This window comes from Bacillus cereus group sp. BcHK124, assembly GCF_027712065.1.
Lineage (GTDB): Bacteria > Bacillota > Bacilli > Bacillales > Bacillaceae_G > Bacillus_A > Bacillus_A pacificus.
In genome coordinates this window covers 192,191-218,078 of record NZ_JAQFPJ010000002.1, presented here as the reverse complement: position 1 = coordinate 218,078, position 25,888 = coordinate 192,191, and the positions used below count along the sequence as shown (strand labels likewise).

Sequence of the window (25,888 nt, the reverse complement as noted above, 5' to 3'; positions counted from 1 at the left end):
TAAACGGGAGAAGAGAAAGAGTGAGAAAAGAAAATGAGTATGTTGTGTATTTACAAAGGTTGTATCCTGAATTACAAATAAATTCTGTTTATATAAATGAAATAGGTCAAAATAATGATGTGTTAATTGTAAATGATAATATAGTATTCCGGTTTCCGAAATATGAAAAAGGTATTCAGAAACTTCGAATAGAAACACAGTTACTAGAGAAAATAAGACCCTTCATTACGCTTCAAATTCCCAAGCCAAGTTATCAAGGGTTTCAAAATGAAGTACCAGGGAAAGTATTTGCAGGTTATGAGATGATTGAAGGAGACCCGTTTTGGAAAAATGTTTTTACGGAAATAAATGATGAAAAGCAATTACAAAAACTTGCGTGCACATTGGCGAGATTTTTAAAAGAGTTGCATGAAATTCCATTATCTACATTCGAAGGTATTATGCAATGTGATAGTACTGATATGTATTCAGAAATAAATAGTTTATATAGCCAATTAAAAGAACATGTTTATCCATTCATGAGAAATGTAGCGAGAAAAGAGGTCTCAACATCCTTTGAGTTATATTTAAATGAAAGTAGTCATTTTAACTTTACTCCTAGTCTTGTTCATGGGGACTTTGGCATGACAAACATTTTATATAGTGTAACAAAAAAGAATATTTCAGGGGTCATAGATTTTGGTGGAGCGAGCATTGGAGATCCGGCTTATGATTTTGCTGGGATATTAGCTAGTTATGGAGAAGAGTTTTTACAACTATTTGAAGCCTATTATCCTAATTTAGAAGCAGTAAAGGAGCGAATGGATTTTTATAAGAGTACATTTGCGCTTCAAGAAGCATTATTTGGCGTACTAAATAATGATAAGAAAGCTTTTGAAGCTGGAATAGCACCATATGTATAAAAGCCGATTTTAAATCGGCTTTTAATTATCGATACATCGTCCACATTCCAATGTCTTTAAAACCTAATCGTTTATAAATTCGTCCAGCAGCTGGATTGTTATAAAATAAACAAAGTGTTCGGCCTTCATTCGTAAAGTCCCGAATCATTTTTTGTAATATAAGCGAAGCATATCCGCTCCCGCGATAATTCGGATGTGTGCATACGCCAATTACCATAGCAGATAATGAATTTTCAGCAGATGTAGAGGCGGATGCAATAATAGCACCGTCTTTTTCAATATAATACGTACGTCCTGTATTTGTTTCGAGAGCTTGTCTTAATATTTTCTCTGATTCATTAGCAGTTGGGAATTCAGCGATGTTACTTCGTAATTGCATAATTCGCTCTACATCATCTAGTGTGGCAAGTTTAATGGTTTCTTGGGCAGGCGTACTAGGTAAGTTGTCGGCATCTAGACATTCACAAAAATACATTTCATTTTTAGTACCTAGTTGTATACTTGAAACGGTTTCAAATCGTTCAACAATAGTTGACTTACCAGAGAGTTTCAGCGGCTTATATGCGGAAAGAAGTGCCTCATAGTCAGTTACTACAAACTCTTCTTTACTATATGGTATAAATGAATCGTGAAAGCGGAGCAAAATTGATTTTAATGTCCCATTCTCTTTAAATACTCCCCATAGTTCTTGGAAATCTGTATCATAACCGAAAGCTTCAATATCTCCAATAATAAATAAGTTAAGGGCTGCTTCTTCTTTTAGGTAAGCGAATACTTGTTCATGATCTTTCTTTGTTAATTTTCGCATCATAACGAATCGACCTCTTTTTTATTTTTCTAAATATTACAACTTAATTTTTTTGAAAGCAATATAAAATTTTATGTTTAGTTCACAAACTTTCGGAAAAACTAGGAAAGATATGACAAAGGAGGTTATGAACGGTGGATCATCCAATTCAAGGGTTAATGAAAGCAGCAATGGAAAATTTAAAAGAAATGGTCGATGTAAATACGATTGTTGGAGAGCCTGTTCAAACGGCTGACGGTGGTGTGGTGTTAACGGTTTCTAAAGTAGCGTTCGGGTTTGGAGCAGGAGGTTCTGATTTCCAAACGAATGATGGACAAAGAGCGAACGGTAACCCTGCATTTGGTGGCGGTAGCGCGGGTGGTGTTTCTATTACACCAGTGGCATTTCTTGTAGTGAATAAAGAGGGAGTAAATATTCTTCATTTACAAAATGCGACACATTTAGCAGAGAAAATGATTGAATTAGCTCCACAAACAATTGATAAGATTCAATCGATGTTCCAAAAAAATGAAAAGAAAGAGGGAAATCATCATCCTCAAAACCCAGATGAAATCCTTTAAAAACGCCTGCTTACGAGCAGGTGTTTTTTCTTGTAATCACTATGTAATAAAACACATGAAATTGTAAATAGTTTTTGAAGTTTTTTCTATGTTTCTAAAATTTTTCATGTTAAAATATGCTATAGAATTGAAACATATAAAACGAAGGTGGCTAGGTGCTTTGTCTGGAGGATCTGACCAAGTAAAGAATATGATATATATTAATGGTAATCGTCGAGGTCATTGTTTTATTACATCAGGAATTACGTTTAAAGAGTTTGCAAGTAACATCCCTTCACCGCTTCATCAAGTGTTGCTTTTAAAGCATAATTTTGAATGGACAGATTTTCATTATCATACTTTATTTGAATATGTTGAGGAAGAAAATATACATAAGTTAATTCAAGCAGAGATTGATGAATTTGATGAATTTTGTTGGGTAGATTTTGATGATGCAAGCGATTTAGATGAACTAGAGCCAAAAGAAATTGCAGAACTTTTATATTTGGCTCACAAAAAAGAACCACTTGCAAGAACGTTCTTTCCGTTATTGAAAAATAGATTTGTTTATTTTTCACATGATGACGGATGGTACAACAAAGTGTATTATCGTAGAATTGCTGATTTTGTAGGAATGTTAAGTAAAGTCATTCCTTATAAACTCGGTGCTTTCGGTAAGAAACGTTTTTCTTTCTTCCAAAAATCAAAAATTTTCCCAGCAATTTCAAAAGAAGTGATTATGGGGCTTATTCCATTAATGGAAGATGGTCTTTATATTGATCTGGCAGGGAAAATTGAGTCAAGAAGGGGTCTTGAAATTCCGGTATATGTAGTGGGTTCGTATGAAAGTACGGATGAGGTACTAGATAATATCGATGAATTGAAAGAAGAAGCGACAGAGACTGGTTGGCTTATTTTTGATAAGAAAGAACAAGAGTGGCAATGGGTTGTAGACTAAGAAAACTTGGCGCATGCAGTCAAGTTTTCTTGTCTTTTGAAAGGAGTACAAATGAAGAAATATTATACAATTGTGGGTATTGTAAGTATTATTCTCGTGGCAATATTACTTATAACTTGTCCGAAAGAATCAGATTTTAAATTGTATCTGGAAGATAAGTATGCATTGAAATGTGATGAGAGTAGTTTTGAATGCACACAAAATGTAGATGGTAAAAAAGAAAAACTAAAATTTGAAAGTACAGATGCACGAAATGGTGTATTCTTTATGACTGTAAAGCAAACATTTAAAACTGAAGCTGGTGTTACGAAAGAATATAGCGGAGTAGGAATGTTTGGTACATTTCTTTTTGTTTCAGAGAAGACTTTCTAGTAATAGAAGGTCTTTTTCTTATGCTTATGTTCATATAGATGAAGTAAGACAAGCATAGGAGGGGTATTGATGAAGAACACATGTATTGTTTGCGGCGGTGAGGAGTTTTTCTCTTCTACATTATATGCACGTACGAAACAAGACTGGGCATATGCGCCAAATATGTACCGTTTTGAAAAGGTGTTTATTGAGCATAGGGATGAAGAAAATTATCCAGTGTTTCAAGAAATTACAGCGAAACATTGCTGTGGATGCGGTCATATTATGTTGTATCACGAATGAACACACCAAGTATAACTTGGTGTGTTTTTTTAAAACGCTGACAAAGCAAGCGGATAAAGTAAAGTAAATAAAACAGAAAAACTACCAAAACCAATTGCTGTATATCCAAGTGTTCTTGCTCCAAAATTGACAGCTAATAAGCCAATTAAAATTGCAAGGGAACCGAGTGTAACTGGATAAAATGCAATTGAGAAAAGCGAAAGAAATAAAGCGACATAACCTATCATTGCACCGGTATTTGTACCTTCTATTTCATTTGCAATTTCTTTACGCTTATGTCTAATTGGTATGCCAGCTGGTGATATTTCAGCTGCATACTCTTCGTTTTTTTCACCACTTTTAAAATGATGATTTCTCTTTCTTCGCATGTACATCCCTCTCTTTCAATTGGGTGTACCTATAGTATCTTTCATAAAGAGAAGAACATGAGTATGAGTTAAACCCAAGTAAAGCAAAAATTGGAGAATAAAGATTCCATCGTTAGCATGTACATCTCCTAAGGAAGATAAAACAGGAATTTTGGAAAATGATGTAGAATGAAATGAGTGACAAAGCGTAAAGGTAGGGGATTGCATGACAAGATTTAATTGGCATGAGTCAGCAGAGAAAAAATGGGATAGTAGTGCAGAATTTTGGAACCAAAATAGTCAGGAGATGTGGGACAGCGGGAGTAGGAGTACGATTATTCCATTTTTTGAACAATACGTGAAGAAAGAAGCCAAGGTGCTTGACGTTGGTTGTGGAGATGGATACGGTACATATAAATTAAGTCGCGCAGGCTATAAAGCAGTTGGAGTAGATTTATCAGAAGTGATGATTCAAAAAGGGAAGGAACGCGGAGAGGGACCGGATTTATCCTTTATAAAAGGGGATCTTTCTTCCTTACCGTTCGAAAATGAACAATTTGAATCAATTATGGCAATTAATTCTTTAGAATGGACCGAGGAGCCATTACAAGCATTAAATGAGATAAAGCGCGTTTTAAAAAGCGATGGGTATGCATGTATTGCAATTTTAGGACCGACAGCAAAGCCGCGAGAGAACAGTTATCCTCGTTTATACGGCAAAGACGTTGTTTGTAATACGATGATGCCTTGGGAATTTGAACAGTTAGCGAAAGAACAAGGTTTTGAAGTTGTAGATGGAATCGGTGTATATAAGCGCGGAGTAAATGAGAAGATGTTAGGTCAACTCCCTACAGAGTTACAACAATCGTTAACATTCTTATGGGTATTTATGTTAAAAAACGTATAAAGAAATGAAAGAATTTTTAGGAGGTAAATAAGTGCAGAAAATACAAAAAACTGATACAATATCATCAGAACCAATTAAAGGGGGACTAGGGTATATGACAACTACTACAACAGTTAAATCCGACATTGAAATCGCACAAGAAGCGAGTATGAAGAAGATTCAAGAAATTGCAGCTGATTTAAATATTTTAGAAGATGAATTAGAGCCATACGGGCATTATAAAGGTAAGCTATCTCTTGATATTTTTAAGCGCTTACAGAATGAGGAAGACGGTAAAGTTGTTTTAGTAACAGCGATTAACCCAACTCCAGCTGGAGAAGGTAAATCAACAGTAACAGTTGGTTTAGGTCAAGCTTTTAATAAAATTGGTAAGAAAACAGTAATTGCACTTCGCGAACCATCTCTCGGGCCAACGATGGGACTAAAAGGCGGAGCAGCAGGTGGTGGTTTTTCACAGGTTGTACCAATGGAAGACATTAACCTTCACTTTACTGGGGATATCCATGCGATCACAACTGCCAATAATGCGTTAGCAGCGTTTATTGATAATCATATCCAACAAGGAAATACACTTGGAATTGATACGCGTAAAATCGTTTGGAAACGCTGTGTTGACTTAAATGATCGTGCCCTTCGTAACGTAGTAATTGGTCTTGGTGGACCGGTTCAAGGTGTACCACGTGAAGACGGTTTTGATATTACAGTAGCATCTGAAATTATGGCCGTATTCTGCCTTGCGACAGATATTCAAGATTTAAAAGCACGTCTATCGCGCATCGTAGTTGCTTATAACTTTGCAAATCAACCTGTAACGGTTAAAGATTTGGGTGTAGAAGGTGCGTTAACATTATTATTAAAAGATGCATTAAAGCCAAACTTAGTGCAAACGTTAGAAAATACACCAGCTATCATTCACGGCGGACCATTTGCGAATATCGCTCACGGTTGTAACAGTGTTATTGCTACAACAATGGCAGCAAAATTAGGTGATTATGTTATTACAGAAGCTGGATTCGGTGCTGATTTAGGTGCAGAGAAGTTTTTAGATATTAAAGCTCGTGCAGCTGGTATTAAACCAGAAGCAGTTGTTATTGTTGCGACGATTCGTGCGCTTAAAATGCATGGCGGCGTAGCAAAAGATCAATTAAAAGAAGAAAATGTAGATGCATTAGCAAAAGGTATGGAAAACTTGCAGAAGCACGTTGAAACAATTCAAAGCTTCGGTGTGCCTTTCGTAATTGCAATTAATAAATTCATTACAGATACAGATGCAGAAGTTGCATACTTACAAGAATGGTGTAATGAGCGTGGCTATGCAGTATCCTTAACAGAAGTTTGGGAGAAAGGTGGCCAAGGCGGAGTTGACCTTGCTGAAAAAGTGTTAAAAGAAATCGAAAAAGGCGAAAACAACTACGCACCACTTTATGAGTTAGAATTACCATTAGAAGAAAAAATCCGTACAATTGCTCAAAAAGTGTACGGTGCAAAAGATATTGAATTTGCTCCGAAAGCACGTAAGCAATTAGCTCAATATGAAGGAGAAGGTTGGAGTAACCTACCAGTTTGTATGGCGAAAACACAATACTCTCTTTCTGACGATGCAACAAAATTAGGTCGTCCATCTGACTTTATCGTTACAATTCGTGAGTTAAAACCATCTATCGGTGCAGGCTTTATCGTTGCGTTAACAGGTACAATGTTAACAATGCCAGGTCTTCCAAAACAACCAGCAGCACTTCAAATGGATGTAAATGAAGATGGAAAAGCAGTAGGTTTATTCTAAAAGGTTGTAATTCATCTCGTTTATCTGTAAACTATATATACATCAAGTGGCGCCTTTCCATCGAAAGGCGCCTGTTTTTTGGAGGAAATTATGTTTGATCCAACTGCTTTTGACAATTTAAAAGTAATCGTAGAAGGTGCTGTGTATGATTTTGATCTACATGGAGATATTCTTGTAACAGATCGAAAAGATATGATGGATCTTGCTTCATTAAGTCGTATATATCATATCTCATTTCAATTAACAGAACCGTTTGAACCGTTAGTAGAAGCAACATTTTCATTATCTGTGGATGCAAAGAACTTGTCTGGTGAAATACTAGAAGTGCCTCAGTTTACACCTGGTTGTGAGATGAAGCTAGCATTTTCATTCCCGTTAGAACAACCAGAAGTAAAATGCGAAGAAATTGAAACATTAATGCGTTCTATATGGGGAAAAGAAAGAATGATTATGCAGAAAGTTTCATACGAATATAATAAGCAAGCGATTTCATATCATAATAAGGTAGAGGTTCTATTTCAAAAAGCGATTACAGAAGACCATGTTGATGATTTAATAGCTGTTATTTCACACATGATAGAAACGGTGCGAACAATACAGCATTTTCTTCAAAAATAGAGATAAAGGAGAAAAACAAATGATAAAAGATATGCAACCATTTTTACAACAAGCTTGGGAGAAGGCTGGTTTTAAAGAGTTAACTGAAATTCAAAAACAAGCGATTCCAACTATTTTAGAAGGACAAGACGTTATAGCTGAATCTCCAACTGGAACAGGAAAAACATTAGCGTACTTATTACCCCTTTTACATAAAATTAATCCTGAAGTAAAACAGCCACAAGTTGTTGTTTTAGCGCCAACACGTGAACTTGTCATGCAAATTCATGAAGAGGTTCAAAAGTTTACAGCAGGAACTGAAATTTCAGGTGCATCTTTAATTGGTGGTGCAGATATTAAGCGCCAAGTTGAAAAATTAAAGAAACACCCAAGAGTAATTGTCGGTTCACCAGGACGTATTTTAGAATTAATTCGTATGAAAAAGCTAAAAATGCATGAAGTAAAAACAATTGTATTTGATGAGTTTGATCAAATTGTAAAGCAAAAAATGATGGGCGCAGTGCAAGATGTAATTAAATCTACGATGCGTGATCGTCAATTAGTATTTTTCTCGGCTACAATGACAAAAGCTGCAGAAGATGCGGCACGTGATTTAGCAGTTGAACCACAATTAGTACGTGTAACACGTGCAGAATCAAAAAGCTTAGTTGAGCATACGTATATTATTTGTGAGCGACGCGAAAAAAATGATTACGTAAGAAGAATTATGCATATGGGCGATGTAAAAGCAGTTGCTTTCTTAAACGATCCATTCCGTTTAGATGAAATTACTGAGAAATTGAAATTCCGTAAAATGAAAGCAGCGGCTCTTCATGCAGAAGCAAGTAAGCAAGAACGTGAAGCAACGATGCGTGCATTCCGCGGCGGGAAATTAGAAATTCTACTTGCTACTGATATTGCAGCACGTGGAATCGATATTGACGACTTAACACATGTAATTCACTTAGAATTACCAGACACAGTAGACCAATACATTCACCGCTCAGGACGTACTGGACGTATGGGTAAAGAAGGAACTGTTGTATCTCTTGTAACACCGCAAGAAGAGCGTAAATTACTACAATTTGCGAAAAAACTAGGTATCGTATTTACGAAGCAAGAAATGTTCAAAGGATCATTTGTAGAAACGAAACCGAAAGCACCAAAGAAAAAGAAACCAGCGTTTACTGGGAAGAAAAAGCCTAGATAAATAATGTGGAAGGCGTAACTATTTGTAGTTACGTCTTTTTTGTTTGTAATCAAGTGATAATGGGAATTGTAGTGGTGTTTTTATGTACCTATCATATATGCTTCTACTGGGAGTATTGATAAAAGGCTAGTTTATTCATTTCGTTTATACAAGGAAATAATATAAAAAAAGTCGAATATTAAACTGACACGAAATAATAAAAAGAAGGTACACATATGGATAGGAAATTAGGGATGTTTTTAAATACGAAACATATTGAAGTAAACGAAGGAATAAAGAAGGCGAGAGAATGGGGGGGAGAATATATTCAATTATATGCTATGAATTCGACTTTCAACTTAGCTAACATTTCAGAGGTACAATGGAACACTTTAAAAGAAAACTTATCTTTTAATGAGATTCAAGTCCCCTCATTAGCAATTAGCTTCGGAGAAAATGGAATGATAGGAACTGAAGCTGAATGTGCAATAGAGAGTTTTAAATATATTACTGATAAAGGGTTAAGGTTAGGAGCTAACATAGTAACAGCCCATATTGGGAAAATCCCTGATGATGAAAACAGTGAGTACTATGATAAAATGATACGTGTTTGTAATGAAATAGGGGAATTAGCATTCAGATTTGGAGGATTCTTTGCTATTGAGACGGGATCTGAAAAAGCAATAGTATTAAAACGATTTTTAGAAACTGCAAACTCGAAAGGACTAGCTGTTAACTTTGACCCAGCAAATTTAATAAGTGATGTAAATGAAAATCCGGAAGAAGGTTTATTACTATTAAAAGATTATATAGTACAAACTCATATTAAAGATTGTAAAGAAGTGAAAAGTGATAGTTTAAGTAAGTATATAGAAGTAGCAGTAGGAAATGGTGAAGTGGATTTCGATATATTCTTCAAAGTATTAGATGAAATTGGATTCGACGGATATAACATGATTGAAAGAAATGATTATTTTGACGAACTAGATGGGATGAGTCAGTCGATAAATTTTGCAAAGAAGTACATACCAACTCAAAAGGAATAACGATAGTATTTGTAGAAACCTACATAGAATATAAAAATCATTAGGGGGAAATGCAATGATTCATAAAGTTGGACAAATTATGTTATATGTAAATAATCAAGATGAGGCAGTCAATTTTTGGACGGAAAAGGTAGGGTTTCATGTAGTTGCAGAAGAAGATAATAAGCAAGGAATGAGATGGATTGAAATCGCTCCAATGGGCGGTGCAGAAACGAGCATTATATTACATAATAAAGAAGTGATTTCTAAAATGAGCCCAGAATTGAATCTTGGTACACCGTCTTTAATGTTCTTCTCAGAAAATCTTGATCAATTATATGCAGATTTAAAAAATAAAAATGTTACTGTTGGCGAAATGGTAACTATGCCTTCTGGTAAAGTATTTAACTTTGCTGATAGTGAAGGGAATTATTTTGCGGTTATGGAAAAGAACAAATAATAATATTACTATGTGAAAATCCCCATCAAATATATTGAGGGGGATTACATGTTTGAAGTGGATTTTTCATTAGAGAATTGATTAATATAAAATACGCCTTTTTCAATAGCTGTCTCAATATAACCAACGATTTGATTAAACGTAAATACTTGTAAGTCTTCATGCAAATTTTGCTCCGGATACAACATATCTTCAAAAAGATACTTTCGAAAAGAAAAAACGTTTTCTTTAGAAACCTCTTCAATATCGACAATGTGAGCCTCTTGATTGAGAAGAGAGAAGAGCTGTTGTTCTTTATCGTAATGATGAAGCAATTTTGCATTTAACAATTTAAAATCGTTATAGTACATAGGTGCGATCGTTTCATCATTTTCTATTCTATTTTTTAGCCAAGGTAGAAAAAAGCCACTTAGCCAATTATCATCGGCAATGAGATGGGTGTAATAGCCTAAGAGAAAAGGGGAATTCATATGAACTTTATATTTTTGAAAAAAAGAATTGAAATCTATCCTTCGCGTATAGTTTTTCGTCGTGCCTGCGTAAAAATGTGAAGTTCCTTTTTCTTCTGCTGAATGAACTGCATCAGGGGCTACACCTCCAAGTATGAAAGAAGTTTTATCTTGAATACATAATTTCTCGGCAATCCTGTTAGCAATAATAGCATGCATAATTCGTGATCCCATGAATGACACCTCGGTTTCAAGTATTCATTTCAGGAAGATGACTGAACAGTTAGTATTACTTTCCCTGTACTTTTTCTACTTTCGACCCATTCATGTGCTTTCCCTGCATCTTGGAGTGGAAAAGATTTTGTAGCATTGATTTGCAAACGCCCGTCACGCAAATAACGGAATACTTCATTTGCAGTTTCTTGGAGTAGTTCAGGACGTTTTTTTCGTGTAGTTCCAAAGCTAAAACCGAGTATAGAACGGCAACTTGCATGTAAATCTTTCGTATGGAAATTGCCAATTTCACCACTAGCATTACCGAAATGAACGAGGCGACCGTAATAAGCAAGACATTTTAAACTTCTTTCCGAAACAGATCCAGAAATAGAGTCTAAAATGATATTTACGCCTTCTCTATTTGTCAGCTCATTGACTTTCTCTACAAAATCTTCATCTTGATGACAAATAACATAATCAGCTCCGGCATATAAAGCAATTTCTTTTTTTGCTTCACTTCCGACAGTACCGATAACTTTTCCAGCCCCTAATAGTTTTGCAAGTTGAATAGCTGTAGTACCAATTCCGCCAGCAGCCGCATGAATGAGTACTGATTCGCCTTGTTGAAGCCTTGCTACCTTTGCGAGTAAATTATAGCTTGTAAAAGATACGATTGGACAAGCAGCTGCAGTTTGGAAATTAATTTCATCAGGTAATACGAAAGTAAGATTTTCATTTGCAACAACATATTCAGCGTATGATCCATTTTGAGGAAATGCAATGACACGCTGTCCAGGATAAATATTTTTCACATGAGAACCGACACGTTCTACAATACCAGCGGCATCTATCCCTGGAATAAAAGGTAGTGATTTATTTCCTTTTTTGCCATAACGTGATTTAATGTCAGCAAAATTAACACTTGTAGCAACAACACGAATTAAAACTTGATCTTTTGAAATAGCTGGAATATCCACATCTGTATATTTCATCACTTCAGGACCACCGAACGACGTTACAATGATAGCTTTCATTATATATCCTCCTAAATTTGACTATCTAAATCATTTTAAGTCTTCATTAGAAATTGGAAAATTATATAATAGTTATGTGTGATTATAAGTGGAGCTTATGAACATATTGAATCATTATATTAATCTATATAAAAAAACTTTTGAAAAAATCGAACGAAATATGGATTACTTTCCAATATATAGTGTAAGACAAAGGAGGGATGGTATATGAAGGATGAAACAGTGTATACAGATTTAATCCAATTAACTTTATCGGGAAATAAAGAAGCGTATAGCGAATTGTATGATAAAACGATTCAAGAAGTATATAAAACAGCACATTTTTTGATTGAAGATAAAACGGATGTAGATGATGTCGTTCAAGAAATATACATACAACTATATGAATCGCTTCGTAAGTATGATAGCGAGAAGCCATTTCGTCCTTGGCTAATTGGACTTGCGATTAAACAAATTCACTCTTATAGAAGAAAGAGGTGGATGCGACTACGAATTATAAAAAAAGCAGAAGAGCAAAGAAAACCAGTACAAATTGATTTTTCTAACGATGTAATAAGTAAAATATCAAACCAAAAACTAATCGAACTTATTCATAAATTACCGTATAAATTGAAACAAGTTATTATCTTAAGATACTTACACGATTATTCACAAGAAGAAGTAGCACAAATATTACATATTCCAATTGGTACTGTGAAATCTAGAATTCACGCGGCATTAAAAAAACTACGTCAAAAAGAGCAAGTAGAAGAAATCTTTTTAGGAGAGGTAGGGAATGTGAAATGAGTTTAGATTGTAGAGTTAGAGAATCTATACGAGAAGAAGCGAAGGGGATTGTTGCCCCGCCGGAGTTAAAAGAAAAAGTAATCGTTCAAATTAAAATGAATCAAGGAGGACGTAAGAGAAAGAAACATCTTATTGCAGGAGTGCTTGCAGCAGCTTTTTTAATCCCGACGACTGGTTTTGCGTATCAATCTATTATGGCAGATGGTATATACGGATCTTTTGAGAATGTAAAAAAACATGCTGGAACGATGACATTAGAGGCGTACATGCGTTTTAGTGCAAAGCTATCAGAAGCGAAAGATGAAATGGGGACAAAAGAATATGAAGTGTTTACAAAAGAACTAAAGAAATTAACAAATGCAAAGCTTGTGTACGGAGATGCGAACGGTAATATTGATTATGATGCATTATCACCAGAAAAAAGAGAAGAAATGAAAACGGTAAGTATGGGCCTTCAACCATACTTTGATAAATTAAATGGTCATAAATCTAGTAAAGAAGTATTAACGCAAGAAGAGTTTGATCGCTATATGGAAGCTTTAATGACACATGAAATAGTACGAGTGAAAACAAAATCAACTGGTGCAATAAAAGTAGAAGAAGTACCTGAGGCATATAAAGAAAGATTTATGAAAGCGGAGCAGTTTATGGAGTATGTAGATGAAAAGGTGAGATAAGTAAAAAAGCTCAGAGTCTAAGCTCCGAGCTTTTCTTATTGAAACGTAAATATATTAACCACCTATGCCGTTTGCTAGCAATAGGAAGTATACAACTACTAATATTACGCCATTTAATGCAGTACCAACTATTCTGAATAACCAATTTTTTGATGCGATTGCAAAAATAATACCTAGTAATGAAAGTATACCTAGAATCGTAATAATTAAGGTTAAATTTGTATGAGGTCCTCTTAGAATAAAGAAAGAACATATACTTGCGAGAAACATTAGACACGAGAATCCAAAAAGTCTATACATAATAATTCTCCCTTGATTGAAATGTAATTTGACTTAGTACTTAATTTTCTTTAGTTTAACATAAATTTCCTTTTCTCGTGGATAGCGACTTTTACAAGTAATATTGCATTTATAAATAAACCGCCGAAACCAATGACATTTAAGTATTGGTTATCAATTATATTTTTTCATATTTGCAATGTCTTTTTTTATAAAACAATCTAACAGTGAATAACCAGCTATTAAACTAATTATCGTAACAAAAGATGTATTTATAAGAATAATATTAGCTAAATAAGGTAAGTACGAACCAACTGGTGAAAAGAGTAGGGCTGGAGAAAAGGAAATGAATAGCATAGGCAACGTAATAGCAATAAATTTATCCGGTTGAAAGCGCCAGTTTTGTTTACTCGTTTCGCGATTAATAGATTGGAGGAATCGTAATAAAATGCCAACGATAAGAGGGAAGAGTGTAAAGTAGAATAATCTTGGATAAACGTTAAAGTTCGCCTGGGCATCTGTATCTAAATAAAATTGAATTTTCACTCCGACAAATAATAATAAGACGATAAATAATGTAAAGCAGAGGTATAGCATCACTTTTTGCATTATATTCCACCATCCTTTACTCAAAATATATTCAAAAAAAGAAGGGATATACAATAACTACTGCTGTATATCTCTTCTTTTACGGTTATTTAATAGTGGCGTTTGCTTTTTCTTGCTTCGTGAAATAATCTATAATGCCCATCGCACTAATTTCTATATCTAGATGTAAAATGTTATAAACGGAATGATCTGATGGAACGTTTAACTTTGTAAGGTGAGAAGAGACCTTATCCATTAATACAGTTTGCAAAGCTTTAGTAGCCTCATCGAAATCATTATATTTTTCAAAGACCTCTTTACCAGTATGAACGAAAATAGGTAACCAATGTTCTAGTTGCTTATATACTTCTGTAACATTGGATGATGCGCCGTAATGGCCGAAATAAATAGTATCTACATTCATACTTTGAATATGATTTTTAGAAGCAATCATCGCATCTGGTTGGAATTGTGAAGGGGACGTTGATGGTAAATATAGTTCTACACCAAGGTCTGCAAGTTCTCTATAATAAATTCCAATTGTATCGCCAGTGAAAATACCATTTGTTAATGAATCGTGAATGCTAATATGGTGCTTCGCATGTCCTGGTGTATCGTAAAATGTAAGTGTACGGTCTTCTGCAATTTTTAACGTATCACCATTTTGTACAATACGAACACGTTCTTCTTCTATAGGAAGAATGGGATCGAAAAGTTTATCGAAATCTTCTTTGTACACAGCTTTTGCGCCTAAAATGAGTTTTGTTGGATCAATCATATGACGAGCACCACGAGAATGTACATATAAAGTAGCATTTGGACACTGTTTCATCATTAAACCAGCTGCACCGGCGTGATCTAAATGAACGTGTGTAACGATAATGTTTTTTACATCGTTTAAGTCAATATGTAATTGTTGTAAGCCATCTAAAATATACGGAAGAGAAGGGGCTGCACAAGTTTCAATTAAAGTAATATCGTCACCTAATAAAACGTACGTACCAGTTCGTTCATTATGTTGTAAATCGAAATCATCAATAAGATATAGGTGAGAAGATAATTGCTCTACTTTTTTCATCTTTATCACTCCTTATATACGGTATGTAACTATTATACGTTAAAAATACAAAAAGGCAGAAAACGAAAGCCTCGTTTTCTGCCTTTTTGTATTGTAATTATTGCTTTTGTTGTTTATTGATAGACATAACGAACAGCCCAACAATGCCGCCAACTAATGGAAGCATAATTTCTCCTGCTAAATTAAAGTAGGAGCTTAAAAATAAACCATTTACATCGATTACCCAGCCAATCACATACAATAACATCATATATAGTACGAAATAAAACTCGCGATTTGAAATCGTTTCATGTTGTGCAGTTTTCATATCGAACACCATCCTTTTCTATAATAATAGAATATAAACTGTCACATTTTGTTCACAATTTAATTGTAAAACTTTACATCTTAAAAGTCTAGTAGTTTGTGTCGAATTTTCGAACAAAAGTAAAGCGCTATCATTTCTGGTTGTAAGTACGTAATAAGAGCTGTATATTCACGAATGTAGTATAGTATAAACATAGAATGATAGTGAAGAGAGGGGCAAGGATAATGACAGTTTATGATTTTTCAGCTAAAACGATAACAGGGGAAGAAAAATCGTTAAAAGATTACGAAGGAAAAGCGCTTCTTATTGTAAATGTAGCTAGTAAATGCGGGTTTACACCACAGTATAAAGGATTACAAGAAGTATATGATAAATATAAAGAACAAGGGCTAGAAATACTCGGTTTCCCTTGTAACCAATTCGGAGGACAAGAACCAGGTACAGAAGCAGATATTACTAGTTTTTGTGAGTTAAACTATGGTGTGAATTTCCCGATGTTTGCAAAAATTGATGTGAAAGGTGATAAAGCTCATCCGCTGTATACATACATGACAGAACAAGCACCAGGTTTACTCGGTATGAAAGCAGTAAAATGGAACTTTACAAAATTTCTAATTGGAAAAGACGGAAAAGTAGTAGGGCGTTTTGCGCCGCAAACGAAGCCGGTTGATTTAGAGGTTGAGATTGAGAAGGTACTTGGGGAATAACTAGGAGTTTCACTTAATTAAAAAATGCCTCAAAGAACTACTTTGTTCTTTGAGGCGTTTTCTTTACATTCACATTACCAAGATTAAATGGCTGAATGGAAGTCATTTGATTTAGGCGGAGAAGTTGCTTTTTTCATAAGTACTTCCCATAAGTGTACGGATTTTTTCCATTCTGCTGCGGCTTGTCCTTTTTGATATATAGCACTCTCATAATTGAAAGTAAGTTGTTGCATATCCGTCGAGTTGTAAAGTGTATCAACATGGAGAGCATATTCTCGGAATGTTTGACTCTCGTCTCGTCGTATACCAATTCGTGCAAATTGTTTTAGGAGAGAATCGTAAGCTTTTGTATAAACAGCATCATCTTTTCGATATTTATAGAAAAGAATGATAAAAAATGTAATCCATTTCATTCTAGTAGCGAAGAGAGTGTAGCCGATGATACTAATTGGTATCGTAGAAAGGAATACGTACCACCAAGAAAATTTATTTTTAGCATTTGTAATTTTTTTAGTAGGAGTTTCTTCAGTATCTTCTATTAAACTTTTAAGCTTTGCTTCATTGTTTCTTTCGTGCATTTGCGCGTTTTGAGAATTAGTTTCTTCGCTATTTTGTAGAGTAGGAGCAGGAGTATTATTTATAAAATTATAGGGATTCGTAAATCCTTTTGTCGGTTCGAATGGAATCCATCCGTATTCTGGGAAATATACTTCGACCCAAGAGTGTGCGTTATCGTTCGCGACTTTATAAACATCCTCACCTTCAGCACCCACCAGCGTATTGTCAAGAGTTCCTTCTGTATAACCTTTTACCCAGCGAGCTGGAATCCCGGCAGAACGAAGTAACACGATCATAGATGTCGAGAAATTATTACAGTAGCCGCTTTTTGTATCGAAAAGAAATTGATCTACATAATCTTGGTTTTGGGCAGGGAATGAGACATTCGTTGTTTCATATACAAAAGAATGGTCGGTGAAATAGTTTTCAATAGCTAATACTTTATCGTATCGGGTGTCTTTATCCTTTGTTAGACTACTAGCTAAGTCTCTTACTCGCTGCGGTAATGCTTCTGGAAGTTGCGTGTACTTTGTCATGAAATAAGGATTTGATTCTTGACCTTCATTCGTTTTTACAGCTTTTAAGTTTTCTATGGAAAACTCCGGGACCTCATACGTTACTTTATATGAATGTAAAGTAGTAGAAGAATCTCCATCCATCGTATAGATTTTTTCAGAAAATGGGTCAACGCTGTATGATACATCTGAAGAAGCCTCAACTGATATTAACCCTGCTGGATAGGTAAGGTGAGGATAACTTTTTTGCATGTTGATTGTTGCCTTTGTTGTCTCCGTTTTTGTATTTTGTTCGTACCAACTCACGACGTCATTTTTATTTTTAAAAGAAACCTTCTTTTGATTTTCAGAAACTTCCCAGCCTTTTCCGGTATAAAAATCTTTCGTTTCGACTCTCCAATATTGTTTGTTTTGTGTTGCTGCTGTAAAAACAATTGTAGGATCTGCTTTAAAAGGACCACCTAATCGCGAGTCATCTAAACCATATCCAATTTTAGAAACTTCTTGTTTTTTACTTGCTTCGGATGTGTTGAATTGTAAAAAATCCATTGGGTTTGGCCATTGAGGGCCAAATTTTGGAGCAAAGTATGCGATGGTTGCTGACAATATAATAAATAATGTAAGAGGTCTAAGTAATTTGGAGATTTCTCTAGCATAATTTTGTAAGTGTTCACTCTCTTTTATTCGTTCTATGCGAAGAAGACTAAGCATAAAAAAGCCGATGACAACAGTACGAATAATAGCGTAGTTTGCATTGTATACATGTAAGTTATGAAAAACGGTGATATAAATAATAGTCAATATAAGAAATAACAACCCACGTTTTTTATGAATCATCCAAAAGGAGATGAAAGCACTCAAAAACCAAAATGATAAAAAAAATAAAAGTGTTGGAAAAACTGGAGAAATATCTAGCAAATTCCCTTGAAATAACAGAGAGGAATTTTGAGAAATATCATTAAAAAATTTTGTTAACCAAGATGGATTTATAAAAGCATTTTTATAGTATAAGAAATGAATGGTGAATAAAATCGTGAAGACTTTTATTGGAATCTGCCACTTTGTTTGAAAAAAAGAGAGAGTGAAGCAAATCCCTATAAATATTACAAAAATATCTAATCTACCTACGTTTGTAATACCGATGAGGGGCCTTAGCCATTCTAGTAAAAGTAGAAATGCGCATGCATGCATGAAAAATCTAGTCATATCCCATTGTTTTTTTGTCTGTAATGTTATCATTTGCTCACCTCAAAAAACACGTTTGTATACTGGTTTCCATAAACCACATTTACAAATATTTTTCGTTTTTGTAGAGTTTCTAGAATACTAAGTTCTCGATGTGATAGTTGATTTGCTTTTTCTTTTACGACAAACACCATTAATTTTCTATTTTTTATAGCAGCATAGTCAGCTGCCTTTTGAATATCGGGAGAAAGATCACTTGTCACGAGTATAATCGTTACGGGTTCATAAACTTTTCTTAATTCCATTTCTACACTTTGGGAGAGCGGGAATACACTGTCCGCTTGTACTTTCGCTAAATGACAAAAGATTTGATGTAACTGACTATCTCCATTGTCTAAAGGGAAAAAGGTTCGTTCTTTTCCGACAGATACGAATGACGCCGGTGAATTTTGCTTCAAAACAGATCTGACAATAGAGGCAGTAAATGTGACGACTGATTCGAATAGAGGGGACGGGGTTCTGTCCATGAATATCATAATATTATGGCTGCGCTGTTGTTCAAACTCTTTTGTCATAATGTTGTTTGTTCGTGCAGTTGCTTTCCAATCAATCCATGAAAAGCGGTCACCAGGTTTATAGTCTCTCACACCGACAGAAATGGTAGAGTCTTTTACTAAATTTATATTTGCTGAAAGTGCTCCTTGTTCGAAATGATTTTCCATTTGTCGATATGTTATATCTACATACTGAGGGTAGACTAAAAATGTATCTGGAACTGAAAAAATTACTTCTTTCTCCATCATACCGAATAAATCGCCAGTTTTGACACGTACGCTTGAAAAAGTATGCTCTCCTCTAGGGATTGTGTCGATTGCATATTGAAACGAAATATTTCGCTTCAATCCTGGAAAAAGTATTACTTTATTCATCTTCGTTTGTTTACACTTTGTAAATTGTGATGGTAATTCATCTTCTATAATTAAGTAAAGTAATGGAAAAGAAAATCTTCTTTTTATTGTAATGGTGCTTAAAAAAGGTTCTCCTGCTGCATATTCGTCTTGATTTGTTATTCGTATTACTTCAGCGTTCCGCAAAGCATAGAAGGGGAGTAATAGTGAATAAAGGCCAATAGGAATTGTACTGTAAAACAAAAACCAACTTACAAATCCTCCTTGAAGCATAGCGTATAAAAATGTTAAGACTAGGCATAACGGAATGAATGATAACTTAGTAAAATGATAGAGTACTCGTAGAATCCTTTTCATCAAAGGTTCATCTTCCTTTGGGTAGGCACGGTAGTTCGTGCAACGATTTTTGCGATAACTTGTTCTCCTGTTATTCCTTCAAATTTTGCTTCCATTTTTAAAATGAGTCTGTGAGCCAACACGTAAGGAGCTAAAAATTTAACATCGTCTGGAATAACATAATTTCTGCCATGGATAAATGCATAAGCTTGTGAAGCTTTCATTAAAGCAATCGAGCCACGCGGACTTGCACCTAGTTGTATAGAACTATAAGACCGAGTTTGACTAACAAGCTTTACAATGTAATGCTTAATGGCTTTGTCCATGCTTATTTCCCGGACGCTTTGTTGCAAATAAAGTAATTCTTCTATTGTAGTAATAGCTTGTAAATGGGAGAGGGGGGTTGTTTTTTCCATCCGGTTTAAAATTTCAAATTCTTCTTCTTGTGTAGGATATCCCATTTTTAGTTTCAACAAGAAACGATCGAGCTGTGCTTCTGGTAAAGGATATGTTCCCTCATATTCAACAGGATTTTGTGTAGCCATTACAAAGAATGGCTTGGGTAACGGTCTTGTCATACCATCAATTGTAATATTGCCTTCTTCCATACTTTCAAGTAAGGCGGATTGTGTTTTGGGAGATGTACGATTAATTTCATCAGCAAGTATAAAATTCCCCATGATTGGTCCAGGCTTGAACTCAAATTGGAGCTCTTTCGGATTGTAAATAGAAACACCTGTTACATCTGATGGAAGTAAATCAGGTGTAAATTGAATACGTTTGTAATCAGCATCAATAGATTTAGAAAGAGCACGTACTAACATCGTTTTCCCAACGCCAGGAACATCTTCTAATAGTACATGACCTTCAGCTAAGAGAGCTGTTAAAGCTAATAGTGTTTCTTTTCGCTTTCCGACCATTAACTTTTCAATATTGTTAATTATTTTTTCTATAATGGGATGTAATGAATCAAGCTGGTGCATCGTAATCCTCCTAATGTGTTATTATCGTTTTCTAATCTATTTAGTGGAAAATAGAATGTATCCATCTAATTGAGGGCAGTAAAGATTTCAACTTTAATTCTAAGAATATTCAGATTATTTACTCTGATTACATCTAGTATAATTGTTTCCGTAACTTAGGGCAATATGGTAAATAATGATTTGTAGTTTAATGTGAAAAGAGAAGCGAATAGGAAATGTAGTTATTTGGATTGAGAGGATGATGAAGCGTGAATAAAAGTAGGACATGCGCATTGCTACTATACGTAATAGTAAAAAAGAAGCTTACTAGAAGCTTCTTTTTTACTACTATTTTTCACATGCAACTCCATCGCCATCACGATCAAGATGTGAGGCATAACCTGGTTGTCCTTTATATAGGGGAGCTTTCCCAGCAGCTCTAACTGCAGCACAATTTTTGTAATATGCACTACTAGTATTTCCTGAAGCAGGTTGTGTTTGAGTTTGCTGTGCTTTTTTCTGTTCCTCTTGTTGTTTGCGAGCTTGTTCATCAGCTTGGCGTTTTTGCTCTTCTTGTTGTTTGCGAGCTTGTTCATCAGCTTGGCGTTTTTGCTCTTCTTGTTGTTTACGAGCTTGCTCATCAGCGAGGCGTTTTTGCTCTTCTTGTTGTTTACGAGCTTGCTCATCAGCTTGGCGCTTTTGTTCTTCTTGTTGTTTACGAGCTTGCTCATCAGCGAGACGTTTTTCATCTTCTTGCTTACGAGCTTGTTCCTCGGCTTGACGTTTTTCATCCTCTTGCTTACGAGTTTGTTCTTCAGCTTGATGCTTCTCATCTTCTTGTTTTTGAGTTTTTTCGTCCGCTTCTTTCTTTTCTAGTTCTTTTTTCTTCTCGCTCTCTTTTTCTTCTGCATTGTTAGAAGTAACTTTTTTACTAGTTGCTGCTGTTTTTTCAGAAGTAGGGTTTGAAATGCTTGATAACGCACCAAAAATGACAAATAAAATAGCAGTGATAATAAATTGTTTTTTTGCTACACCTGTCTTTTTAATTACGGATAAGATTGCTAGAACAAGGAAAAAAATAAATAAAATTAAACTTAAAGTAGCAAAAAAATCGATGACTGGGTGTTCAGATTTTGTAGTGCCTATTCCTGTTAAGAGAATTGAAATCATAAAAAGAATAACGGCAGGACGACCATATTGTTTTGCTTTTCCATTTTTCTTGAAAAACGAGATGATACATAGAATGAAAAGAATAAAAGCAATAAAAAATAAAGCTGCACCAATATTACTCAAAATCGTCATTTTTATACCTCCATTTGTAAGATTTTCACTATTGATTATATAGGAATTCATTGGATAGTACACGATTTATATAAATTTAGAAAATTAGTATTTTTAATAGACTTATAAACATTTATTTCGTATATAAGGAAAATAGATATATTTCCTATTACGTTTTTAAACAAAATTCATAAAGTATAATATATCGATTGAAAGGAGGGGATTTGAATGGAATTTCAATTGTTAGTGAATTGTATATTACAAGAAGGTAATGCTTACTTTTTAGTAACGAAGGTAGACGATGTAATTACGTTAAAAGTACCGATTACTGCGGGAGTAGCAGGTTTATTCTTAGCTTTAGGTGTACCAAGATGTTCTTAATTTAAATCTCTACAGTAGAAAGAGGAGGACAAGCCTCTTTCTACTAATACATAATTATTTTATGTAAACTAAAATGTTATTTTAGTAATAGCACATTTAGAATGGACATGCATATACTATAATGTTTTTTAAGTTATGAAAATTAAAGAGGTGCTATTATATATGAAAAGAAGAACATTTGATATTCCAGTCACATTACGAAGAGAGTGGTTTTTAATAGAATTAGCCCATTTAACGAAAAAATATGGAATTGAAATTGCAACTAGCAAAATGGAAGCTGCACCGTTTTTAAGAGATCAAGTTACGGAATCAAAAATAGGATCAGGCCTCCAATATGATAAATATGATGATGAGTATATCATTGAAAATTAAAGGGTACCAGCAAAAATAAATTCCTTTATAACAAAATATAAAATAAAGCAGATTCTAAATATGGAATCTGCTTTATTATGAAATAATTCTAGTCAACTAGCCTCTTTCTAGTGTTTTTCCTACATATTTTTCTTGTGTTATTCCGAAAGATTCATGAAGAATGCGAGCATAATCTTTTGATTCTATTGGTCGTTTATTTTTGATGCCTTTAAAGGTTTCTGTATAATTTTTATTTGTTAATGATACGTGCCCATAATCAGTTAATTTACAAGTAATAGCCCCTTTATTAAAAGGAGATTCTTTATGTTCCACAATCACTTTTTGAATGTTATTCACCTTTTTCTCATCTATTGAATCTAAAGTAAAGGCATAGCCTATTTTCCATTCATCTGAAGGTTCAGATTGCAAGAAATTTGTAGATTCCCCGTTAGCTCCTTTTCTCATTTCTAAAATGTGTGTACCTTTTCGGGTCATTTGTTTGCGAATTCGATATTCTCCCGTTTGAGAAGAGATGACTTCTCCGGTAAAGGGGACTGGATGTAAAGGTAGATGAGATGCAAAACCCGCGTCTATAACATAATCTTTATTATTATGATTTAATATGATAATGACATGACCATCATCGGGTTTCCATTTATTATCGTAAAGATCATAAACAGTACCAGCTACTTTATATACTTGAAACCCACAATCCATTAAAAAGTAATACAATAAGGAGTTTAATTCATAACAAAGACCGCCTCGTTTTTGAATAAGTAATTTTTCTACTAAGTTCTTTTTTGAGATATCTTTAATCGTACCAGCCATAATATCGAGATTTTCATAGGGAAGAATCAAGCCCATCTTTAAGAGGATTTCATTTAAATCATCAAATGTTACTTCTTTTACAGGAATTTTTAGTCGTTTAAAAAACTCCTTTTGTAAATTGGTCAACATAAAGCATTCTCCTTTCTTTTTACAGAATTTTCTTCTGCTCACCGCTAGGTTAGTACTTCTAAAAGTTTAATTCAAGTCTGCGAAAATTATCATAATATATGTTTCTGAAAACCTTATTATCTATTTAGAAATTTCAGTTTAATCTTTCGGCGTAGGAAAGTCTTACAGCATAAGCTTCTATTCGTTTGTTTTGTATTAAATTAAATAAAAGTACATATCTTCATTCCTCTTTTTTTATAACTAGGTAGTAATAAAGTGTTATTTTTCTAAAGTTTTTTCAAGATTTGTATACTTTATATAGACAATGATGATTAAGAGATATTTGGATTTAGTACGGTTAACAATTATTGAGAAACTTTTTTATAGTGTTCTCTCAAAAGGAAGAGATAGAAACAAAGAGAATAACGTGTGTTAAGGAAGAAGGGGTACTAGTAATCTCTTGAGAATAGGGACAAGATTTTGTTAAAGTAAAAAGATTATCTAGTATTAAGAAAGAAGATAAAAAATTACAAAGAGCACCTTCTTTCAAAAAAAGTGGGGGGAGTAACATGCGATTGATGAGAAGATGTGTTGCCTTACTAATTGTATTTTTTATCATGGTTCCAATGATTAGCACAAATGTACGAGCAGAAGTTGTAAAAGAGCTTAAAACAGGCTTTCCAGATCAAGAAGTCTTTACACCTGGAGATTGGTTTTTAGGGCAAAAACCTGCAAATTATGATGAGAATAAACCTCCAATTCTTTTTGTACAAGGAAGGAATGGGAATGCTGATAGTTGGTATGGAAAGACAGTGTATCACGATATAAATGATATGTATGACTATGCTTTGAAAGCAGGCTATCAAACAGTATTTATACAATTATATGATGCTGCTGGAAAAGGATCAGCTAGTCAGTGGGACAACGGAAAATTGTTAGCACAAAAATTAGAAGAAATATATAATCATTTCGGTAAAAAAGTTAATATTGTAGCACATAGTAAAGGCGGTATCGATACACAGGCTGCATTAGTAGGATATGGTGCAAATCGATTTGTCGGAAATGTTATTACGCTTGCGACACCACATCATGGATCAAACTTAGCTGATTTATCATATAGTTGGTGGGCGGGATGGCTTGCCTCTATATTAGGTCAAAAAGATGATGGTACGTACTCATTACAAATGGGCGAAATGGCAAAATTTCGTTCAACGATTGATAATAATCCAGCAGCTAAATTAAACCGTTATTATACAGTTACGGGAACTAGTTGGGGCCCTGTATTCTCGGCGTTATCCATGGGCGGATTATATTTGTCATCATACGGTTCAAATGATGGACTAGTAAATGAGTGGAGTGCTAAGTTGCCGTATGGAACTCATTTATTTACAGATTCCAGATTTGATCATGATAATATACGAAAAGGATCTGCTGTGTTCTCACGAATTGAACCATATTTACGTACATCAAATGTAGCCGTACCAGCTTTAGTAGCATCCAGCACTAGTTCAAATGAAAACATAGAACAATTAAATACAACTTCAAACCAAAACATTTTAGGCGGAGAATTGCCACAAAATCAGTGGATAGAGCAAACTGTTACAGTTGATAAAAAGTCAGAAGGAATCGTTTCTATATTAACTGCTTCGTCTAATGTAGAAGTACAAATGATATCACCAAAAGGAAAAATGTATACAAATAAGGATAGCGTTATAACTACTGGTGAAGAAGAATCTTTCTTTGGTGGTGCAACAATTAGAACATTTAAATTTGATAAAATGGATGTAGGAGAATGGAAAGTTAAAATGATGGCGAAGCAGTCGAAAGATGCATATCTAGTTATAAGCGATTACAAGAATGACGCACCATTTGTTCTTCAAATGCCTACCAAAGTTAAAGTAAATAAACCTGAGTATAAACTGAAAAAATCACCTGTAGCACCTGAAATGAAAGGGGATCTTTCCATAACAGTAAGAGTTGTGAATGAAGAAGGGAAACTAGTCTCTGAATTTAATGAATTGCAAAATGTTAATAACAATACATTTACTGGTGCTTTGAAGGACATAAAGCAACCAGGAGTATATAACGTTACGATGGATATAAAAGGGATGAATAAAGAAGGACTGCCTTATAATCGTACAATTGTTAAGTCGGTTTATGTGGAGAAGTAAGGACGAATAGATAT

The 25,888-nt window shown here is 34.4% G+C and carries 30 protein-coding genes; 17 read left to right on the top strand and 13 right to left on the bottom strand.

Annotated elements, in window-relative coordinates; all coding sequences use genetic code 11:
• Positions 1 to 20 precede the first annotated feature (20 nt).
• Positions 21 to 902, top strand: a complete 882-nt coding sequence (locus tag PDK19_RS06185) for a phosphotransferase family protein (protein ID WP_270706752.1) — start codon at positions 21 to 23, stop codon at positions 900 to 902.
• Positions 903 to 927: 25 nt separating this feature from the next.
• On the opposite strand, the gene PDK19_RS06180 is transcribed toward PDK19_RS06185, so the two are convergent.
• Positions 928 to 1,713, bottom strand: coding sequence for a GNAT family N-acetyltransferase (locus PDK19_RS06180; protein ID WP_049113953.1), 786 nt, complete (start codon positions 1,711 to 1,713; stop codon positions 928 to 930).
• A gap of 131 nt (positions 1,714 to 1,844) precedes the next feature.
• Between PDK19_RS06180 and ytfJ the strand changes: the two genes are divergently transcribed.
• From ytfJ to PDK19_RS06160, 4 genes are all read left to right on the top strand, one after another.
• The gene (gene ytfJ, locus PDK19_RS06175; protein WP_014893800.1) at positions 1,845 to 2,270 is read left to right on the top strand and encodes a GerW family sporulation protein; all 426 of its coding nucleotides are present in this window, start codon (positions 1,845 to 1,847) and stop codon (positions 2,268 to 2,270) included.
• A gap of 160 nt (positions 2,271 to 2,430) precedes the next feature.
• A complete protein-coding gene (locus PDK19_RS06170) occupies positions 2,431 to 3,207 on the top strand; it encodes an oxalate:formate antiporter (protein ID WP_000014090.1) in 777 nt (258 codons plus the stop codon).
• Positions 3,208 to 3,258: 51 nt separating this feature from the next.
• Positions 3,259 to 3,579 (top strand): hypothetical protein, encoded by a 321-nt coding sequence (locus PDK19_RS06165; protein ID WP_000761181.1) that lies wholly within the window; start codon positions 3,259 to 3,261, stop codon positions 3,577 to 3,579.
• A 69-nt stretch (positions 3,580 to 3,648) separates the two neighbouring features.
• Positions 3,649 to 3,861 carry a hypothetical protein gene (locus PDK19_RS06160; protein ID WP_000798747.1) on the top strand — a complete coding sequence of 71 codons (213 nt, stop codon included), beginning with the start codon at positions 3,649 to 3,651 and terminating at the stop codon, positions 3,859 to 3,861.
• A gap of 29 nt (positions 3,862 to 3,890) precedes the next feature.
• Here the strand turns inward: PDK19_RS06160 and PDK19_RS06155 are convergent, their stop codons facing one another.
• The gene (locus PDK19_RS06155; RefSeq protein ID WP_001253196.1) at positions 3,891 to 4,229 is read right to left on the bottom strand and encodes a hypothetical protein; all 339 of its coding nucleotides are present in this window, start codon (positions 4,227 to 4,229) and stop codon (positions 3,891 to 3,893) included.
• Positions 4,230 to 4,434: 205 nt separating this feature from the next.
• On the opposite strand from PDK19_RS06155, the gene PDK19_RS06150 reads away from it, so the two are divergent.
• The 6 genes from PDK19_RS06150 (at position 4,435) to PDK19_RS06125 (ending at position 10,169) form a co-directional block, all read left to right on the top strand.
• On the top strand, positions 4,435 to 5,115 hold the full coding sequence (locus PDK19_RS06150; RefSeq protein ID WP_014893799.1) for a class I SAM-dependent methyltransferase: 681 nt from the start codon (positions 4,435 to 4,437) through the stop codon (positions 5,113 to 5,115).
• 94 nt (positions 5,116 to 5,209) lie between these two features.
• Positions 5,210 to 6,898: a formate--tetrahydrofolate ligase gene (locus PDK19_RS06145; protein ID WP_049113306.1), complete on the top strand. Its 1,689-nt coding sequence runs from the start codon at positions 5,210 to 5,212 to the stop codon at positions 6,896 to 6,898.
• A gap of 90 nt (positions 6,899 to 6,988) precedes the next feature.
• Positions 6,989 to 7,516, top strand: a complete 528-nt coding sequence (locus tag PDK19_RS06140) for a hypothetical protein (RefSeq protein ID WP_000460219.1) — start codon at positions 6,989 to 6,991, stop codon at positions 7,514 to 7,516.
• A 19-nt stretch (positions 7,517 to 7,535) separates the two neighbouring features.
• Complete coding sequence (locus PDK19_RS06135; protein ID WP_000588613.1) at positions 7,536 to 8,705, top strand: DEAD/DEAH box helicase; 1,170 nt, start codon at positions 7,536 to 7,538, stop codon at positions 8,703 to 8,705.
• A gap of 215 nt (positions 8,706 to 8,920) precedes the next feature.
• Positions 8,921 to 9,730: a sugar phosphate isomerase/epimerase family protein gene (locus tag PDK19_RS06130; protein WP_049113293.1), complete on the top strand. Its 810-nt coding sequence runs from the start codon at positions 8,921 to 8,923 to the stop codon at positions 9,728 to 9,730.
• A 55-nt stretch (positions 9,731 to 9,785) separates the two neighbouring features.
• Complete coding sequence (locus PDK19_RS06125; RefSeq protein WP_000581469.1) at positions 9,786 to 10,169, top strand: VOC family protein; 384 nt, start codon at positions 9,786 to 9,788, stop codon at positions 10,167 to 10,169.
• A 44-nt stretch (positions 10,170 to 10,213) separates the two neighbouring features.
• Here the strand turns inward: PDK19_RS06125 and PDK19_RS06120 are convergent, their stop codons facing one another.
• The gene (locus tag PDK19_RS06120) at positions 10,214 to 10,852 is read right to left on the bottom strand and encodes a zinc dependent phospholipase C family protein (RefSeq protein WP_000535603.1); all 639 of its coding nucleotides are present in this window, start codon (positions 10,850 to 10,852) and stop codon (positions 10,214 to 10,216) included.
• Positions 10,853 to 10,881: 29 nt separating this feature from the next.
• Positions 10,882 to 11,868, bottom strand: a complete 987-nt coding sequence (locus PDK19_RS06115) for a quinone oxidoreductase family protein (RefSeq protein WP_049113294.1) — start codon at positions 11,866 to 11,868, stop codon at positions 10,882 to 10,884.
• Between the two features lie 207 nt (positions 11,869 to 12,075).
• Between PDK19_RS06115 and PDK19_RS06110 the strand changes: the two genes are divergently transcribed.
• Entirely contained in the window at positions 12,076 to 12,654 is a 579-nt protein-coding gene (locus PDK19_RS06110; protein ID WP_000651116.1) for a sigma-70 family RNA polymerase sigma factor, read from the top strand.
• Positions 12,651 to 13,331, top strand: a complete 681-nt coding sequence (locus PDK19_RS06105; RefSeq protein ID WP_049113295.1) for a DUF3600 domain-containing protein — start codon at positions 12,651 to 12,653, stop codon at positions 13,329 to 13,331. The genes PDK19_RS06110 and PDK19_RS06105 overlap by 4 nt, the downstream gene beginning before the upstream one ends.
• Positions 13,332 to 13,385: 54 nt before the next feature.
• Here the strand turns inward: PDK19_RS06105 and PDK19_RS06100 are convergent, their stop codons facing one another.
• The 4 genes from PDK19_RS06100 to PDK19_RS06085 form a co-directional block, all read right to left on the bottom strand.
• On the bottom strand, positions 13,386 to 13,631 hold the full coding sequence (locus PDK19_RS06100) for a hypothetical protein (RefSeq protein WP_049113297.1): 246 nt from the start codon (positions 13,629 to 13,631) through the stop codon (positions 13,386 to 13,388).
• 153 nt (positions 13,632 to 13,784) lie between these two features.
• Positions 13,785 to 14,219 (bottom strand): hypothetical protein, encoded by a 435-nt coding sequence (locus PDK19_RS06095; RefSeq protein WP_001174525.1) that lies wholly within the window; start codon positions 14,217 to 14,219, stop codon positions 13,785 to 13,787.
• Between the two features lie 85 nt (positions 14,220 to 14,304).
• Complete coding sequence (locus tag PDK19_RS06090) at positions 14,305 to 15,276, bottom strand: MBL fold metallo-hydrolase (protein ID WP_049113300.1); 972 nt, start codon at positions 15,274 to 15,276, stop codon at positions 14,305 to 14,307.
• A 97-nt stretch (positions 15,277 to 15,373) separates the two neighbouring features.
• On the bottom strand, positions 15,374 to 15,583 hold the full coding sequence (locus PDK19_RS06085; RefSeq protein ID WP_000844977.1) for a DUF3925 family protein: 210 nt from the start codon (positions 15,581 to 15,583) through the stop codon (positions 15,374 to 15,376).
• A gap of 224 nt (positions 15,584 to 15,807) precedes the next feature.
• On the opposite strand from PDK19_RS06085, the gene bsaA reads away from it, so the two are divergent.
• Positions 15,808 to 16,290: a glutathione peroxidase gene (bsaA, locus tag PDK19_RS06080; protein ID WP_000219435.1), complete on the top strand. Its 483-nt coding sequence runs from the start codon at positions 15,808 to 15,810 to the stop codon at positions 16,288 to 16,290.
• 83 nt (positions 16,291 to 16,373) lie between these two features.
• Here the strand turns inward: bsaA and PDK19_RS06075 are convergent, their stop codons facing one another.
• From PDK19_RS06075 to PDK19_RS06060, 4 genes are all read right to left on the bottom strand, one after another.
• On the bottom strand, positions 16,374 to 18,602 hold the full coding sequence (locus tag PDK19_RS06075; RefSeq protein WP_270706742.1) for a transglutaminase TgpA family protein: 2,229 nt from the start codon (positions 18,600 to 18,602) through the stop codon (positions 16,374 to 16,376).
• Complete coding sequence (locus PDK19_RS06070) at positions 18,599 to 19,813, bottom strand: DUF58 domain-containing protein (protein ID WP_270706804.1); 1,215 nt, start codon at positions 19,811 to 19,813, stop codon at positions 18,599 to 18,601. Before PDK19_RS06070 ends, PDK19_RS06075 begins: the two co-directional genes overlap by 4 nt.
• Positions 19,813 to 20,775 (bottom strand): AAA family ATPase, encoded by a 963-nt coding sequence (locus PDK19_RS06065; RefSeq protein WP_000553999.1) that lies wholly within the window; start codon positions 20,773 to 20,775, stop codon positions 19,813 to 19,815. The genes PDK19_RS06070 and PDK19_RS06065 overlap by 1 nt, the downstream gene beginning before the upstream one ends.
• A 327-nt stretch (positions 20,776 to 21,102) precedes the next feature.
• Complete coding sequence (locus PDK19_RS06060) at positions 21,103 to 22,056, bottom strand: excalibur calcium-binding domain-containing protein (RefSeq protein ID WP_270706740.1); 954 nt, start codon at positions 22,054 to 22,056, stop codon at positions 21,103 to 21,105.
• 207 nt (positions 22,057 to 22,263) lie between these two features.
• Here PDK19_RS06060 and exsG point away from each other — a divergent pair, with 207 nt between their 5' ends.
• Both exsG and PDK19_RS06050 read left to right on the top strand, forming a co-directional pair.
• Positions 22,264 to 22,416, top strand: coding sequence for an exosporium protein ExsG (gene exsG / locus PDK19_RS06055; protein ID WP_000395674.1), 153 nt, complete (start codon positions 22,264 to 22,266; stop codon positions 22,414 to 22,416).
• 162 nt (positions 22,417 to 22,578) lie between these two features.
• Positions 22,579 to 22,788: a hypothetical protein gene (locus PDK19_RS06050; RefSeq protein WP_000830253.1), complete on the top strand. Its 210-nt coding sequence runs from the start codon at positions 22,579 to 22,581 to the stop codon at positions 22,786 to 22,788.
• A gap of 96 nt (positions 22,789 to 22,884) precedes the next feature.
• Here PDK19_RS06050 and PDK19_RS06045 read toward each other — a convergent pair whose 3' ends face one another.
• A complete protein-coding gene (locus PDK19_RS06045; RefSeq protein ID WP_074568379.1) occupies positions 22,885 to 23,724 on the bottom strand; it encodes an arylamine N-acetyltransferase family protein in 840 nt (279 codons plus the stop codon).
• A 548-nt stretch (positions 23,725 to 24,272) separates the two neighbouring features.
• On the opposite strand from PDK19_RS06045, the gene PDK19_RS06040 reads away from it, so the two are divergent.
• Positions 24,273 to 25,874 carry an esterase/lipase family protein gene (locus tag PDK19_RS06040; protein WP_014893792.1) on the top strand — a complete coding sequence of 534 codons (1,602 nt, stop codon included), beginning with the start codon at positions 24,273 to 24,275 and terminating at the stop codon, positions 25,872 to 25,874.
• Positions 25,875 to 25,888: the final 14 nt, after the last annotated feature.

What these genes read in the sequence shown, in the direction of transcription:
- PDK19_RS06040 (WP_014893792.1), top strand. Translation starts at nt 24,273, where the DNA reads ATGCGATTGATGAGAAGATGTGTTGCCTTACTAATTGTATTTTTTATC.
- PDK19_RS06070 (WP_270706804.1), bottom strand. Translation starts at nt 19,813, where the DNA reads ATGAAAAGGATTCTACGAGTACTCTATCATTTTACTAAGTTATCATTC.
- PDK19_RS06120 (WP_000535603.1), bottom strand. Translation starts at nt 10,852, where the DNA reads ATGGGATCACGAATTATGCATGCTATTATTGCTAACAGGATTGCCGAG.
- PDK19_RS06155 (WP_001253196.1), bottom strand. Translation starts at nt 4,229, where the DNA reads ATGCGAAGAAAGAGAAATCATCATTTTAAAAGTGGTGAAAAAAACGAA.
- PDK19_RS06180 (WP_049113953.1), bottom strand. Translation starts at nt 1,713, where the DNA reads ATGATGCGAAAATTAACAAAGAAAGATCATGAACAAGTATTCGCTTAC.
- PDK19_RS06110 (WP_000651116.1), top strand. Translation starts at nt 12,076, where the DNA reads ATGAAGGATGAAACAGTGTATACAGATTTAATCCAATTAACTTTATCG.
- PDK19_RS06165 (WP_000761181.1), top strand. Translation starts at nt 3,259, where the DNA reads ATGAAGAAATATTATACAATTGTGGGTATTGTAAGTATTATTCTCGTG.
- PDK19_RS06090 (WP_049113300.1), bottom strand. Translation starts at nt 15,276, where the DNA reads ATGAAAAAAGTAGAGCAATTATCTTCTCACCTATATCTTATTGATGAT.
- bsaA (WP_000219435.1), top strand. Translation starts at nt 15,808, where the DNA reads ATGACAGTTTATGATTTTTCAGCTAAAACGATAACAGGGGAAGAAAAA.
- PDK19_RS06050 (WP_000830253.1), top strand. Translation starts at nt 22,579, where the DNA reads ATGAAAAGAAGAACATTTGATATTCCAGTCACATTACGAAGAGAGTGG.
- PDK19_RS06145 (WP_049113306.1), top strand. Translation starts at nt 5,210, where the DNA reads ATGACAACTACTACAACAGTTAAATCCGACATTGAAATCGCACAAGAA.
- exsG (WP_000395674.1), top strand. Translation starts at nt 22,264, where the DNA reads ATGGAATTTCAATTGTTAGTGAATTGTATATTACAAGAAGGTAATGCT.
- PDK19_RS06095 (WP_001174525.1), bottom strand. Translation starts at nt 14,219, where the DNA reads ATGCAAAAAGTGATGCTATACCTCTGCTTTACATTATTTATCGTCTTA.
- PDK19_RS06085 (WP_000844977.1), bottom strand. Translation starts at nt 15,583, where the DNA reads ATGAAAACTGCACAACATGAAACGATTTCAAATCGCGAGTTTTATTTC.
- PDK19_RS06125 (WP_000581469.1), top strand. Translation starts at nt 9,786, where the DNA reads ATGATTCATAAAGTTGGACAAATTATGTTATATGTAAATAATCAAGAT.
- PDK19_RS06105 (WP_049113295.1), top strand. Translation starts at nt 12,651, where the DNA reads ATGAGTTTAGATTGTAGAGTTAGAGAATCTATACGAGAAGAAGCGAAG.
- PDK19_RS06150 (WP_014893799.1), top strand. Translation starts at nt 4,435, where the DNA reads ATGACAAGATTTAATTGGCATGAGTCAGCAGAGAAAAAATGGGATAGT.
- PDK19_RS06115 (WP_049113294.1), bottom strand. Translation starts at nt 11,868, where the DNA reads ATGAAAGCTATCATTGTAACGTCGTTCGGTGGTCCTGAAGTGATGAAA.
- PDK19_RS06060 (WP_270706740.1), bottom strand. Translation starts at nt 22,056, where the DNA reads ATGACGATTTTGAGTAATATTGGTGCAGCTTTATTTTTTATTGCTTTT.
- PDK19_RS06045 (WP_074568379.1), bottom strand. Translation starts at nt 23,724, where the DNA reads ATGTTGACCAATTTACAAAAGGAGTTTTTTAAACGACTAAAAATTCCT.
- PDK19_RS06140 (WP_000460219.1), top strand. Translation starts at nt 6,989, where the DNA reads ATGTTTGATCCAACTGCTTTTGACAATTTAAAAGTAATCGTAGAAGGT.
- PDK19_RS06135 (WP_000588613.1), top strand. Translation starts at nt 7,536, where the DNA reads ATGATAAAAGATATGCAACCATTTTTACAACAAGCTTGGGAGAAGGCT.
- PDK19_RS06160 (WP_000798747.1), top strand. Translation starts at nt 3,649, where the DNA reads ATGAAGAACACATGTATTGTTTGCGGCGGTGAGGAGTTTTTCTCTTCT.
- PDK19_RS06065 (WP_000553999.1), bottom strand. Translation starts at nt 20,775, where the DNA reads ATGCACCAGCTTGATTCATTACATCCCATTATAGAAAAAATAATTAAC.
- PDK19_RS06130 (WP_049113293.1), top strand. Translation starts at nt 8,921, where the DNA reads ATGGATAGGAAATTAGGGATGTTTTTAAATACGAAACATATTGAAGTA.
- PDK19_RS06075 (WP_270706742.1), bottom strand. Translation starts at nt 18,602, where the DNA reads ATGATAACATTACAGACAAAAAAACAATGGGATATGACTAGATTTTTC.
- PDK19_RS06100 (WP_049113297.1), bottom strand. Translation starts at nt 13,631, where the DNA reads ATGTATAGACTTTTTGGATTCTCGTGTCTAATGTTTCTCGCAAGTATA.